This window comes from Nocardia inohanensis NBRC 100128, assembly GCF_001612945.1.
Classification (GTDB): Bacteria; Actinomycetota; Actinomycetes; order Mycobacteriales; family Mycobacteriaceae; genus Nocardia; species Nocardia inohanensis.
Map to the genome: position 1 here is coordinate 43,390 of NZ_BDBK01000004.1, position 13,634 is coordinate 57,023.

Below are 13,634 nucleotides of genomic sequence, written 5' to 3' on the forward strand. Positions count from 1 at the left end.
GATGACATGGATCTCCGCGACCTCGTCGACTTGCTCTCCGACGACGAGCAACGTGAACTACGACCGGCGATACTGCGAGTCCTCAACCGTCTACCCGCGCAGGAAGTCCTCCGGCGCGATTTAGGACGCCGTCTGACGCGAGCCTGAGCGACCGCCTCGAATCCCCGATACCCCTAATCGATGAACCCCGTGGTGGGCCGCCCAGCGCGCCACCCACCACCCCGTTCTAGGTGACGCCCAGGCTGCTGATCGTCGCGGCCAGCACGATGATGGCGCTGCCCAGCACGGTCAGCCAGATCACGTCGAAGGTCTTGCCGCGCACCGCCAGCAGTCCGACCCGCTCGGCCGGCAACACCATGCGCAGCGCGGCCGCCAGTAGCGTCGCGCCGCCGAAGAAGAACGTCCCGCGCCGCCAGCGATCCCACGCCAGGAACACCACGGCAACCACCAGCACGGCCGCGATCAACAGCATCGGCAGGTTGTCGCGCACGAACTCACCGAATCGGCTGCTCCGGCTCTCGGGTGCGGCATGGGCTGGGCTCACGCGCCGAGTCTAGCCACCACCCGGCCACCGCACCGCCCGCCCCGGCCTTCTGAGATGCTGGTCCCCGTGTTCCATCTGGTGTTCTTCGAACCGCGCATCCCGCCCAATACCGGTAATGCCATCCGCCTGGCCGCCGGTACCGGCTGCCAGCTGCACCTGATCGAACCCCTCGGTTTCGATCTGTCGGAACCCAAACTGCGCCGCGCCGGGCTGGACTATCACGACCTGGCCGTGGTCACCGTGCACCGGAACCTGGCCGCCGCATGGGATTCCATCCGGCCGGAGCGGGTCTTCGCCTTCGCCGCGGGCGCCACCACCCGCAGCACCGACATCGACTACCGGAAGAACGATGTGCTGTTGTTCGGTCCAGAACCGACCGGCCTCCCCGAAGAAGTGCTCACCGACCCCCGCATCACCGACCGCCTCCGCATCCCCATGCTCCCCGGTCGCCGCTCCATGAACCTCTCCAACGCCGCCGCCGTCGCCGTCTACGAAGCCTGGCGGCAACTGGGTTTCCCCGGCGCGGTGTAGCCCGCTCAGTCGGCGATCTCGAAGCGTTTGAAGCGGGAGGTGGCGCCGGCGGTGAGGGTGATGGTGGATTTGGGGACGGCGAAGTGGGTGGCCAGGAGTTCGATGGCGGCCTTGTTGGCCTTGCCTTCCACGGCGGGGGCGCGGACGTAGAGCTGGAGGGTGCCGTCCTCGAGGGTTTCGACCAAGGGCCCCTTCTTGCTGTTGGGTTTGATGGTGGCCCGGATGACGGTGGGCACGGGGCTCCCTTCTCGATGGACTGTCCATTGTCCCGGTTTCAGCGGAAGTCGCGGGAGCGGCCTTCGATGCGGAGGTCCATGCGTTGCAGATGGTCGGCGACGATGGTGACCGCGCCCTCGGCGTTCTGGACGCGGCCGCGCACCAGCAGGGCCGGGGCGGATTGGGCGAGGCGGCGGTAGCGGGCCCAGAGGCCGACCGAGCAGACCACGTTGATCATGCCGGTTTCGTCTTCGAGGTTGAGGAAGGTGACGCCGCCCGCGGTGGCGGGGCGCTGGCGGTGGGTGACCGCGCCGCCGACCAGAACCCTTGTCCCGTCCCGGATGTCGAGCAGGTGGGCGGCGGGGACGACACCGAGCGCGTGCAGGCGGTCGCGCAGGAATTCCGTCGGATAGCTGCCGGGTGAGACGCCGGTGGCCCAGACGTCGGCGGCGGCCAGTTCCAGATCGCTCATGCCGGGCAGGGCGGGGGCATCGGTGGCGGCGCCGGTGCCCGGGAGGCGGTCGGGGCGCTCGCCCGCCGCCGCCCCGGCCGCCCACAGCGCTTGCCGGCGGGTGATGCCGAGGCTGCCGAGCGCGCCCGCGGTGGCCAGTGATTCCGCTTGCGGGACAGTCAATTCCACGCGGCCGGTGAGATCCACGAACGAGGTGTAGGGGCCGTGCAGTTCGCGGGCGTCGACAATGCGTTCGGCCAGTTCGGTGCCGATCTGGCGGACCGCGGCCAGGCCCATGCGGATCTGCATGCCGCGCGCCTCCAAGGTCGCCTCGGCCAGGCTGTGATTGATGTCCGGGCCGTGCACCACCACCCCGTGCCGCCGGGCATCGGCGACCAGCGACTGCGGGGAGTAGAAGCCCATCGGCTGCGCGCGCAGCAGGCCCGCGCAGAACGCCGCCGGATGATGCAGCTTGAACCACGACGAATAGAACACCAGCGAGGCGAAGCTCTGCGAATGACTTTCCGGGAAGCCGAAATTCGCGAACGCGTACACCTTCTCGTAGATGCGGTCGGCGACCTCCCCGGTGATGCCGTGCAGTTCGTACATGCCCTGATAGAAGCGGGCGCGCAGGCGTTCCATCTTCTCCGTCGAACGTTTGGAGCCCATGGCCCGGCGCAGCTGATCGGCTTCGGCGGCGGTGAAACCGGCGATATCCACGGCCATCTGCATGAGCTGCTCCTGGAACAGCGGGATGCCCAGGGTGCGTTCGAGCGAATTCTCCAGCGCCGGATGGTCGTACACGACCTCCTCCTGCTCGTTGCGGCGGCGGATATAGGGGTGCACGGAGCCGCCCTGAATGGGGCCGGGGCGGATCAGCGCCACCTCCACCACCAGGTCGTAGAAGTTGCGGGGCTTCAAACGCGGCAGGGTCGCCATCTGGGCGCGGGATTCCACCTGGAAGACGCCCACCGAGTCGGCGCGGCACAGCATGTCGTAGACGGCTTGTTCGGTGAGGTCGAGGCGATACAGTTCGACGGTCTCGCCCTTATGCTCCTGCACCAGGTCGATCATGTAGTGCAGCGCGGAGAGCATACCGAGCCCGAGCAGGTCGAACTTCACCAAACCCGCTGCGGCACAGTCGTCTTTGTCCCATTGCAGGACGCTGCGCCCGGCCATGCGCGCCCATTCGGTCGGGCAGACATCGGCGATGGGCCGGTCGCAGATCACCATGCCGCCGGAGTGAATCCCCAAATGCCGCGGCAGCCCCTCCAATTCACCGGCGAGCGCCAGCACGTCGGCGGGGATATCGGTGTTCTCCTCTTTCGCCACCCCGCTCCAGCGGCTCACCTGTTTGCTCCAGGCATCCTGCTGTCCTGGCGAAAACCCCAGCGCGCGTGCGGCATCGCGCACCGACGAGCGGCCGCGATAGGTGATCACATTGGCCACCTGCGCCGCGTACTCGCGCCCGTATTTGGCGTAGACGTGCTGGATCGCCTCCTCGCGCCGATCCGATTCGATATCCACATCGATATCGGGCGGCCCGTCCCGCTCCGGCGACAGGAAGCGCTCGAACAGCAGTTTGTTGGCGACCGGATCCACATTGGTGATGCCGATGGCGTAGCAGACCGCGGAATTGGCCGCCGAACCCCGGCCCTGGCAGAGGATGTCATTGTCCCGGCAGAAGCTGACGATATCGTGCACCACCAGGAAGTAGCCCGGAAACTTCAGCTCGGCAATGACTTTCAGCTCGTGCTCCAGCTGCTGGTACGCCTTCGGATTGCCGGCGCGCGGGCCGTAACGCCGGGCCGCACCGGTCATGGTCAGCTCGCGCAGCCACGAGTTCTCGTCATGCCCCTCCGGGACGTCGAAGGGCGGCAGCTGCGGTGCGATCAACCGCAGATCGAACGCGCATTCCCGGCCCAGCGCAACGGCATTGGCGACCGCCTGCGGGCAGGCCGCGAACAGCCGCGCCATCTCCGCGCCGGAGCGCAGATGCGCGCCTCCGGTCGGCGCCAGCCACCCCGCCATCTCGTCCAAGCTCTGCCGGGCGCGAATCGCCGCCAGCGCCATGGCTCTTCGCCGCTGCGGCGGGGCCGCGAAATGCGCTCCGGTGGTGGCGAGCACCGGCAACCCCACCCGATCGGCGACCGCGATCAACCGCGCGTTGCGTTCGTCGTCCTCCGGAATCCCATGGTGGGTCAGCTCCACGCTCACCCGTTCTCGCCCGAAGCGCTCCACCAACTCCAGCAGTTCGGCCTCGGCCGCCGCCTCGCTCTGCAAAAGCCCCTGCCGCACAGTTCCTTTCCGGCATCCGGTGAGAATCTGCCAATGCCCGCCCGCCGCCTCGGTCAGCCGATCCAGGTCGTAGCGCAGAATCCCCTTCTCCCCCGCCGCCATATGCGCCGCCGCCATCTCCCGCGACAGCCGCCGATACCCCTCCTGCCCGCGCGCCAGCACCAGCAGATGCGGTCCGGCCGGATCGGGCGCACCGGTGCGCGGGGCGGAATCGTTCCAGCCGGACCTGTCCGGCGGCACCAGGGCGGGCTGGGCCGCGCCGGACTGCCCATCGAGGTCACGTCGCCCGCCCCACGGCTGAGTCGCGCCCGCCCCGCGCCGGCCACGCCCGCGGGGCACGAGGTGCGCGCCGGGCCGGGCAGCGGTGCCGAGGGAGAGTTCCGCGCCGAAGATGGTCGGCATGCCCCATTCCCGGGCGGCTTCGGCGAAGCGGACGACGCCGTAGAAGCCGTCGTGGTCGGTGAGGGCGAGGGCCTCCAGGCCCAGGCGGACGGCTTCCTCGACGAGCTCCTCGGGCTGGCTCGCGCCGTCGAGGAAGCTGTAGGCGGAGTGGGTGTGCAGTTCGGCGTAGGGGACGGCCGGTTCGGCGGGGCCGTGCACTTCGCCCGCCCGATACTTCTCCCGCTTGCGGGACCAGGCCGGGCTGTCGCCGCCGTCGCCGTCGATCTCGGGACGTTTCCGGGCCGGGTCGGGGCGGCCGGAGAGCACGCGCTCCAATTCCGACCAGGTCGGGGGGCCGTTGTGCCAGCCCATCGACGCACCTCCTCCCACGACAGACGACCGCTCGGTATCGAACATACATTCGATACCGAGCGGTCTCTACGGGGAGGTGCGCCGAACACTCGAATCCACGCTGGCCGGTTAACTTACTTTGGAGTAAGTTCTAGGCAATTCATCCTTCGAGGGAGCAGCGATGACTGATACGGACAACGGCTCCGGCTACCTGGCTCGCCGGCGCGCCCGGCGCGATCTGACCGGTAAGCACGTTCTCATCACCGGAGCCTCCTCCGGCATCGGCAAGACGGCGGCGCAGGCCGTCGCCGAGAAGGGCGCGACGGTCATCCTGCTGGCCCGCCGCGGCGACGAATTGGCCACCGTGGTCGACAAGATCAAGGCCGACGGCGGCGAAGCCTACGGCTATCAATGCGATGTCACCGACGCCGAATCCGTCGACCGCGCCATCACCCTCATCCTCGACGAGCACGGTCACGTCGACATGCTGGTCAACAATGCCGGCCGCTCCATCCGCCGCGCCGTGCACCGCTCCACCGATCGCATGCACGACTTCGAAAGGACCATGGCCGTCAACTATTTCGGCGCGGTCCGCATGACCTTGGCGCTGCTGCCGCAGATGCGGGAACGCAAAGACGGTCACATCGTGAACATTTCGAGCGCCGGCGTCCAGGTCGCCACCCCGCGCTTCGCCGCCTACCTGGCCTCGAAAGCCGCCCTCGACAAGTTCGCCGAGGTGACCGCCGCCGAAATGCTCGCCGACAACATCACTTTCACCACCATCCACATGCCGCTGGTGCGGACGCCGATGATCGCCCCGAGCGGCGACCAGGGCGCACCCACCCAGTCCGCGGAGTGGGCGGCGGCACTGATCGTGCGCGCCCTCACCGAACGCCCGCGCCGCATCGACGTCCCGCTCGGCACCCTGGCCGAGTACGGGAACCTGGTCGCGCCCGCCATCAAAGAGCGTGTGCTGCACCGCTATTACCGCGCCAACCCGGATTCGGCCGCCGCGAAGGGTGAAGCCGCGCCGGAGGCGACCGACGTGGAAGTCATTGCCCCGAAACGGCGCCGCCGTCCGGTTCCGCCCGCCGTGCGCGTCACCGGTACGGCATTGCGCCGCGCCGCGCGATTGGTGCCTGGCACGCACTGGTAGCGCCGTCCGCGTACGCGAAGTTGGAGTTTTGCTCCACTTTCACCTGCCTCCGGTCAGTTTCCTGACGGACGGGCGGTAGAAGTGGAGCAAAACTCCAATCGACGTGTACGTTGAATTGACTGTTGGGTAAATTACCCGGTAATCAGTTCGAGGGCAGGAGGGTGCGGTGGCGGTTCGATCTTGGTGGGGGTGGGGCACCGATGCGGACGCGATCGCCGGGGGTGAGCGGTCGACGCTGCTGGAGCGGGTGAGAACGCTGCTGCCGCAGGCGGAACTGGTGGATCATCGGCCGCCGGAGCTCTCCGAGCTGGGGCTGCCCGCGCCACGGGTCAGTCCGCCCGAGGCGCTGGCGCGGCTGTGCTCGGCCGAGGTCGCCGATCGGGCGGCGCATGCGCACGGAAAGGCGTTCCGGGATGTGGTGCGGAATCTGCTGGGCGAACTCGACGCCGTGCCCGATCTGGTGGCGCGGCCGGAGTCGGAGCAGGACGTGGTGGATCTGCTCGACTGGTGCGCGGCGGCTGGAATCGCCGTAATTCCCTACGGCGGTGGCAGTTCCGTAGTCGGCGGGGTGGAGCCTCGGCAGTTGCACGATACGTACCAAGGTGTGGTGACGCTCGATCTCGGGCGGCTCGACCGGGTGCTCGAGGTGGATCGCATCAGCCGGGCCGCGCGGATCCAGGCCGGGGTGCTCGGGCCCGCGCTGGAAGACCAATTGCGGCCCGCCGGACTGACTTTGCGGCACTTCCCGCAATCGTTCGAGTTCTCCTCGCTCGGCGGCTGGCTGGCGACCCGGGCCGGTGGGCATTACGCCACCGTGCTCACCCATATCGATGATCTGACCGAGTCGATGCGGGTCGTGACGCCTGCCGGGGTGAGCGAATCGCGGCGGCTGCCCGCATCCGGGGCGGGGCCGTCGCCGGATCGGATGTTCCTGGGATCGGAAGGGACGCTGGGGATCATCACCGAAGCGTGGATGCGATTGCAGGATCGGCCGCGGTGGAAGGCCGGGGCATCGGTGCTCTTCGACGATTACGCACGGGCCGTGGACGCCACCCGGGTGATCGCGCAGTCCGGGCTGCGGCCCGCCAATTGCCGGTTGCTGGATCCGGTCGAGGCGTTCATCAATGCCGGGGTCGACGCGGCGGGCGGGGTGCTGGTGCTGGGCTTCGAATCGGCGGTGGCGCCGGTGGATTCGGCGCTCGAATCGGCCCTCGAACTCTGCCGTGAATTCGGTGGCAAGGCACAGCGATCCGCGGCCGAGCGCAGTGAAGAAGCGGCCGCCGATACCTGGCGTTCATCGTTCCTGCGCATGCCCTATCAACGCGATGCGCTGGCCGCGCACGGCATGATCGTGGAGACCTTCGAAACCGCCTGCACCTGGGATCGATTCGCGGAGCTGCGGGAGGGGGTGCTGCAATCCGCTTACGCCGCAATGGGATCGGCGGGAGTGCAAGGCGTGGTGACCTGCCGCTTCACCCACGTCTACCCGGACGGCCCGGCGCCCTACTTCGGCATCTACGCGAGCGGGCGCTGGGGCTCCACCGTGCAGCAGTGGGACGAGATCAAGCAGGCGGTGTCGGAGGCGCTGCTCGCGCACGGCGGCACCATCACCCACCATCACGCGGTGGGGCGCGACCATCGCCCCTGGTACGACCGGCAGCGGCCGGAGGTGTTCGCGGCGGCGCTGGACGCGGTCAAGACCCGGCTCGACCCGGCCGGGATCCTCAACCCCGGCGTGCTCATCGACCGCCGATAGGGTTGCCCCATGCCGGCCGCCACCGCCGCGGGCGCCAAGCGCACCGCGGGCACCAAAGGAGTCGCCCGCCCCGAGCGGGAGGCACAGATCCTCGATATCGCCACCGACCTGTTCGGGCGGCACGGGTATGCCGGGGTCTCCATCGCCACGGTGGCGGCCGCGGCCGGCATCTCCAAACCGCTCGTCCACACCTACTTCTCCAGCAAGTCCGGGCTGTTCATCGCCTGCGTGCAGCGGGTCGGCAATGAACTCGCCGCCGCCATCGAGGAAGTCATCACCGGCAGCGACGCCGACCTGAGCATGGCGACCTCCACCCTGCACGCCATCTTCACCACCCTCGAAAAGCGCCCGCACGGCTGGAATGTCGTCTTCGACCGCACCATCCCGGAGGGCAGCGAAGCGGCGGCCGCCGCGCGCGCCGTCATCGACCACGTCCAAACCCAAGGCGCCCGCGGCGTTTCCGCCGTCCTGTCCGCCGCCGGCCTGCGCGACCCGTTGGACGCCTCCGCCCTCACCCGGGTCTGGATCAGTTCCGTTACCGCCCTGGTGAACTGGTGGCTCGACCATCCGGATCAAACCGCCGAGCAGATGACCCGGCGCAGCGCCCGCCTCATCGCCGCGATCAGCGCACCCGCCTGACACAACCGCCACACCCGGCGGGAATCGGAGGCCGACGCCGCTCGCGCAGTGGATCGAAGAGTGCCGCCGGGGCGGAGTCAGCGCAGTCGGCGGACGGTATCGGCGACGATCGCGGTGGCAGGCTTCGGCGACGCCCCGCAGCTGGCCTGACGGGGTGTGTGCGCTTCGGTGCGGGCGGTGACCAGCCAGCGTCGGCCGTCACGGTGGGTGACCAGCGCGGCGCCGGCGAAGGTAGCGGGGTCGCGCTCGGTGGCGCTGCCCTCCGGCGCGGGTGTGACCAGGAGGTTCTCGACGTCCGCCGAATCAGCCACGGCGGCGGGCGAGACCGCGGCGGTGGGGTGACGGGTGAAGGTCTCGTCCGTGAGTTCTTGGCGGACAGCGATTTCCGCGACCTGTTCGACGGGGCTGTAGCAGCTGCGGCCGCGGAAGCCGGTCAGTTCGACTTCGCCGTGCCGGGCGGCTTCGACCACTCGGGCGGCCGCATCACCGTCGAGGCGGCCGTAGGTCAGGCCGGTGGGGAGGACGACCATGGCGGGGGCGAAGCGGTGGCCGCCGGTGTGCGAGCACTCCCAGACCTGGTCGGGGAATGCATCGGCCAGGCGGGCGGCGATGGGGCGGCCGAGCAGGGCGCAGCATTGGTCACGTTTGCCGTGGGCGCAGACCAGGATCAGCGGATCCCGCACGGCCGCACCGATTCCCGGCGCGGGGCCGTTGACCAGATGCAGATCGATATCGAGGAGTTGCTTCAGGTCGGTGATGGCGATCCGTTCGCACCAGGAACCCTCGGGGCGCGAGGCGGCGAGCAATACCGTTCGGATACCGGTGAATTCGTTGCGGCCCGGGCGGCGGATGAGGGTGGGGCGCACCTGCGCGGCCTTGGTGCGGGCGGCCAGTTCGGCGGTGATCTCGGGGCCGAGCACCTCGTCGCCGATCACATCGCGGCCCCAGGCGCCGGGCTGCTCCACGCACAGCCAGCCGGTGACGCGGGTCGCGCTGCCGGGTAGCGGAATATCCTGCGCCGCAGCCGAACACGACAATCCCTCGTACGGCGTCACAGCGGCTTCCCGTCGATCAATTTCCGGATCATCTGCTCCAGCCGCCGTGCCCGCGTCTCCGGGCGGGCCGCACTGCTCAGGTGATAGCCGGCCGCGTAGCGGGACAGCGGCGGCAGGGTCTCGAAGAACGCGGCGGCTTCGGGATATTTGGCCAGTTCGTCCAGGAAGTCCTGCGGCACATCGCGTTCCTCGGCATTCGCCCAGCGGCCGTCGGCTTTGGCCTGATCTATCTCGGCTTGCCCGGCCGGATGCATCAACCCGTGCGCGATGAGCTCCTCGGCCACGGCCGCGTTCCGCGTCGACCACGGACTGTTGCGCCGGCGCGGAGTGAACCCCTGCACCGTGAACTCGTCCTCGGCGCGCCGCGCCTGCCCGTCGACCCAGCCGAAGCACAGCGCCTGCCGGATCGCCCCGTCATAACTCAGCGATTCGACGCCCGGATCCTTGGCGAACTTCACCCAGATGCCGTCCACGGCGGCGTGGTTGGCGGCCAGCCAATCCCGGAACGACTGCTCATCCGGGAAGAACAGGACCGGGCGCTCGAGTGCGGACACCGCTTCACTGTAGAAGCACGCAAACCGCCTGCGTGCGGCGGTCGTGGCATTTCACCGGCGCACCTCGCCGCGGGCCCGATCCGAGCGGCCGGCCGGGCCGGAGAGCCGGGCCGCGGCGCACCCGGTCAGTGGCCCAGGAACGGCAGGACCGCGGCCTCGAACTCGGGGTAGCGATCACGGTGGATGCTGTGGCCGCAGGTGAAGGCGCGGACCGTGCAGTCGGGAACGGCGATGCGCAGGTGATCCAGCTTCTCCGGATCCACCATGCCGCCCGGCCCGCCGCGCAGGAACAGGGTGGGCGCGGCGATCTCGGCCAGCCCCTCCCACCATTCCGGATACGGTTTGCGGAACTGCTCCAGCGCGGTCCCGGTCATGGATCGGTCGAAGGCCCACACCGCGCGCGGATGCCGCAGCAGGCTGGTGGTGGCGTGCCACAGCTCCGGCACCGACGGCAGCCGCCGGGTGAAGGCGACCTGTTCGTCGCCGGAGCGCAGCGGCAACGGCTGCTCCTCGATCACCAAGCGGCGCACCAGCTCCGGGCGCTGCATCGCCACCCAGGACACCGCGTAACCGCCGAGCGAATGCCCGACCAGATCCACCCGCGCCAATTCGAGCCGCTCGCACAGGCGCAGCACATCCGCGCCGAACTCCGGGAAAAGATATGAATCGGTGTGCGCGCTGCGGCCGTGCCCGCGCAGATCCGGGATGATCACCCGCCGGCCCCGCCGCACCAGTTGCGCCGCGAATCGGTCCCAGGTGTGCCCGTCCCCGCCCATGCCGTGCACCAGCACCACCGGTGGTTCGGAGTGCCCGGCCGCCGCCCCCGAATCCCGGTAGGCGATGTGCGCGTCCCCGACCGCGACCCTGCTGACCGTCAACTCCACGAAGAACCAGGGTACGGACCGGTCCGGCGCGCCGCCGCAGGATGTGCGCACCGCCATAAACCCGCGACCTGCGCGCAACAAATCGGACCCGAGTCCGATCGTTCGTGTCGAATACTGCCCGGGCGGCGAAAAGACGTTATGACAAAGCCTTTCATCACCCAGGAACGGGATGTCGAAGCAGTGGGCTCACTCGTACAAGCCCTCCACATGCCAGGTGTGGTTGTAGCCGAGCAGCAGCAGGGCGCGCAGGCGGCTGTGGTCGTCGGTCGCGTCCAGCTGGACTTGGGCGCGGGCGGCGTAGCCGTGCTGGAGTTGGTGGGTCCACCAGCGGTCGTCCAGGGGCCAGGGGCCGGCCCAGCCGGTCAGGCGCCAGGAGCTGCGGCCCCAGTGCAGCAGGGCCGGGTCGGCGGTGAACAGGCCGCGGTCGGACACCCAGACCGGGGAACCGTCGGCGGCTTCGAGCCGGACCGCCGGGCGGTTCGTCATGATCATGGTCGGCGCGGGTTCGGGCAGGCGGCCCGGCCACGGCTGCGCGGGATCGGCCGCGGGGACCGGTTCATCGCCGAGGTTCACCATGGTGATGCGCTCGTCCGGGCCACGGCCGCCGCTGAGCACGCCCATCCGCACGGCGTCGCCGCCCAGCAGGCCCTGCACCCGGATCAAGGCCCGCCGCGCCCGCTCCTCGTCCTCGCCGACCCCACCCCACAGTCCGAGTTGCAGGGCACCGGCGGAGACCACTTCGATCGGCTCCAGCCGCAGCAGGGTGATCGCCCCGCGTTCATCCCAGTCCTCTTGCTCCGCACCGGCATTCGAGCGTGGCTCCGCGCCGCGACCGAAAATGCCGCCCCGCGCCGCACCCGTATCTGCCCCGGGACGCGACACCGCGCCGAGACCCGTTCCCGGTACGGCGTCCTGTGCGGGCGCGCCGAAAGCCCGGCGGGCGTGGCTGTTCCGCAGGGCGCGGCGGGTGAGCCAGCCGTCGAGTTGCCAGCGGATGCGGTCGGCGGTGCTGTCGGGGGTGAGGGGTTCGGCGCAGCGCCAGATACGGGAGAGTTGTTCTCCGGTCTCGGTTTCGGCGTAGATGGCCAGGCGGGTGCAGGCGACCGAGGCGGCGGAGAGGTGCTCGTGCAGGCGGGCGGCGAGGCGGCGGCCGGCGAAGGCGGCCATGTCGACGCGTTCGATCGGCGGATCGCAGCGGTCCTCCACCACCAGATCCGGGGAGGGGGGCCGGGACGAGGGCGGGCGTTCGGGTTCGGCGCGCGAACAACGGTGCGCGGCAATGGCATCCTTGCCGAAGCGCGAGGACACCTCGGCCGGGGTGAGCGCGGCGAAATCGCCGATGCGCCGCAATCCCAGCCGCCACAGCAGGTCCACCAGGTCCTTGCGCTCCGGACCGGCCAGCGACGATTCGCCTGCCAGCTCCGAAACCGAGAGCGGGGCAAGGAATTCCGCACCTTTACCGGTGGGCACCAGGGTCGCGTGCCGGGCCGCGAACACGGCCGTCGACAGTTCGTCGGCAATGCCGACCTGGCACTCCACCCCGACCGCCGCCACCGCATCGACGAGCCGCTCCGCCGCCGCCTCCTCCGATCCGAAGAACCGTGCCGCGCCGCGCGCCGTCAACGCCAGCACCCCGGGCCGCAGCACCTCCACCCCCGGCACGGTGGCATCGACGGCCGCCACCACCGGTTCGAACAAGCGCGCATCCCGATCCGGATCCGCCTGCGCCACCACCAGTTCCGGGCACCGCCCCTGCGCCTCCCGCCGCCGCAGCCCGCGCGTGATCCCCTCGGCCCGCGCCACCGCCGAACACGCCACCACCCGATTCGCCGAGAACACCGCGACCGCCCGCGTCACCGGCACCCCGGCTTCCGCGCCCGCCGCCACCGCGGGCCAATCCGGGCACCACACCACCAGCACCCGCGACCGCGCCTTCACACCTGCTCCATCCCCACGGCGCCACCGCCTGTCCGAATCGAAACCCGCTGCCCTACAACCCGCTACCGCCCATCAGCACGCCGCAGGTGCCGAAGCGGGAACGGATACCCGGCGCGGCCGCGCCCATGCCCGGGGGCGGGGCGGTCAGGAGACCGCATGGCGGGTGCGGGGCAGGGACTGCGGGGCGGAATTCGTGGCTACCCATTCGACGCGGCCGTTGCCCGGGCAGAGATCGAGCTTGCCGCGGCGGTCGTGGGCGGAGCGGCCCCGGATGGCCACGTCGAGGCGGACGGTGCGCAGGCGGCCGCAGCCGCGGCCGAGGCCGGTGTAGCCCGAGACCCGGGTGTCGATGCGCAGGGCGGGCGCGGCCCAGTTACCGCCGGTGACAACGAGAGTGGAGTTCTTGCCGCGGGCGCGCGCGGCGAGCACCCGGGTGCGGGTGGCGGGGACGGAGAGACCGTTCAGACCGAGAACAACCAGATCCAGACCATCCAGCAAAACCGAGGCAACTTCCAGCGGGTCGGAGCCCGGGTCGGAGATCACGGCCAGGCGGTCCAAGCGGGCGCCCATTTCGACGGCGGCCAGCAAGCCCAGGCGGGGTAAACCGACGACGGCGGCATGCCCACCGGCACCGGTGACGGCGGCCAGCAAACCGGACAGCAACGAGCTCGCGCCTTCATAGGCCACGACCGAGCCCTTCGCCAAACCACCGTCCGGCAACAGACTTTCGAGCGCGGCCGGAACCGGCAGCGACTCCCGCTTCAGGTCTTCCGCCGCCGGTACGCGGGCCGCACGTTCCGCACCCCGCGCCGGAATGGCGGCCATGCGGCGGCGCAGTTCCGCCAGCTGCTGTTGCTTCGCTTCACCCGCCGAACCCATC

At 70.0% G+C, this 13,634-nt stretch carries 12 protein-coding genes; 4 read left to right on the forward strand and 8 right to left on the reverse strand.

The window, feature by feature from the left end; all coding sequences use genetic code 11:
- Window positions 1–226: 226 nt before the first annotated feature.
- Window positions 227–472 (reverse strand): DUF3017 domain-containing protein, encoded by a 246-nt coding sequence (locus NI1_RS12290; protein ID WP_067819287.1) that lies wholly within the window; start codon window positions 470–472, stop codon window positions 227–229.
- Between the two features lie 126 nt (window positions 473–598).
- Between NI1_RS12290 and NI1_RS12295 the strand changes: the two genes are divergently transcribed.
- Window positions 599–1,075 (forward strand): tRNA (cytidine(34)-2'-O)-methyltransferase, encoded by a 477-nt coding sequence (locus NI1_RS12295; protein WP_439957252.1) that lies wholly within the window; start codon window positions 599–601, stop codon window positions 1,073–1,075.
- A gap of 5 nt (window positions 1,076–1,080) precedes the next feature.
- Here NI1_RS12295 and NI1_RS12300 read toward each other — a convergent pair whose 3' ends face one another.
- Both NI1_RS12300 and NI1_RS12305 read right to left on the reverse strand, forming a co-directional pair.
- Entirely contained in the window at window positions 1,081–1,311 is a 231-nt protein-coding gene (locus NI1_RS12300; protein ID WP_067818779.1) for a DUF167 domain-containing protein, read from the reverse strand.
- Between the two features lie 38 nt (window positions 1,312–1,349).
- The gene (locus NI1_RS12305) at window positions 1,350–4,793 is read right to left on the reverse strand and encodes an error-prone DNA polymerase (protein WP_067818782.1); all 3,444 of its coding nucleotides are present in this window, start codon (window positions 4,791–4,793) and stop codon (window positions 1,350–1,352) included.
- A gap of 160 nt (window positions 4,794–4,953) precedes the next feature.
- Here NI1_RS12305 and NI1_RS12310 point away from each other — a divergent pair, with 160 nt between their 5' ends.
- The 3 genes from NI1_RS12310 to NI1_RS12320 all read left to right on the forward strand — a co-directional run bounded on the left by NI1_RS12310 (window position 4,954) and on the right by NI1_RS12320 (window position 8,323).
- Window positions 4,954–5,928, forward strand: a complete 975-nt coding sequence (locus NI1_RS12310; protein ID WP_067818785.1) for an SDR family NAD(P)-dependent oxidoreductase — start codon at window positions 4,954–4,956, stop codon at window positions 5,926–5,928.
- A 166-nt stretch (window positions 5,929–6,094) separates the two neighbouring features.
- Window positions 6,095–7,684, forward strand: a complete 1,590-nt coding sequence (locus NI1_RS12315) for an FAD-binding oxidoreductase (protein ID WP_067818787.1) — start codon at window positions 6,095–6,097, stop codon at window positions 7,682–7,684.
- Between the two features lie 9 nt (window positions 7,685–7,693).
- Window positions 7,694–8,323 (forward strand): TetR/AcrR family transcriptional regulator, encoded by a 630-nt coding sequence (locus NI1_RS12320; protein WP_067818789.1) that lies wholly within the window; start codon window positions 7,694–7,696, stop codon window positions 8,321–8,323.
- Window positions 8,324–8,400: 77 nt separating this feature from the next.
- On the opposite strand, the gene NI1_RS12325 is transcribed toward NI1_RS12320, so the two are convergent.
- The 5 genes from NI1_RS12325 to imuA' all read right to left on the reverse strand — a co-directional run bounded on the left by NI1_RS12325 (window position 8,401) and on the right by imuA' (window position 13,633).
- Entirely contained in the window at window positions 8,401–9,378 is a 978-nt protein-coding gene (locus NI1_RS12325) for a ferredoxin family protein (protein WP_067818791.1), read from the reverse strand.
- Window positions 9,375–9,932, reverse strand: coding sequence for a YdeI/OmpD-associated family protein (locus NI1_RS12330; protein WP_067818794.1), 558 nt, complete (start codon window positions 9,930–9,932; stop codon window positions 9,375–9,377). Before NI1_RS12330 ends, NI1_RS12325 begins: the two co-directional genes overlap by 4 nt.
- Before the next feature lie 125 nt (window positions 9,933–10,057).
- Window positions 10,058–10,873, reverse strand: coding sequence for an alpha/beta fold hydrolase (locus tag NI1_RS12335; RefSeq protein ID WP_084523058.1), 816 nt, complete (start codon window positions 10,871–10,873; stop codon window positions 10,058–10,060).
- Between the two features lie 129 nt (window positions 10,874–11,002).
- Complete coding sequence (locus NI1_RS12340) at window positions 11,003–12,754, reverse strand: DNA polymerase Y family protein (RefSeq protein WP_067818797.1); 1,752 nt, start codon at window positions 12,752–12,754, stop codon at window positions 11,003–11,005.
- Between the two features lie 144 nt (window positions 12,755–12,898).
- Entirely contained in the window at window positions 12,899–13,633 is a 735-nt protein-coding gene (imuA', locus tag NI1_RS12345; protein ID WP_067818799.1) for a DnaE2-dependent mutagenesis accessory factor ImuA', read from the reverse strand.
- Window position 13,634: the final 1 nt, after the last annotated feature.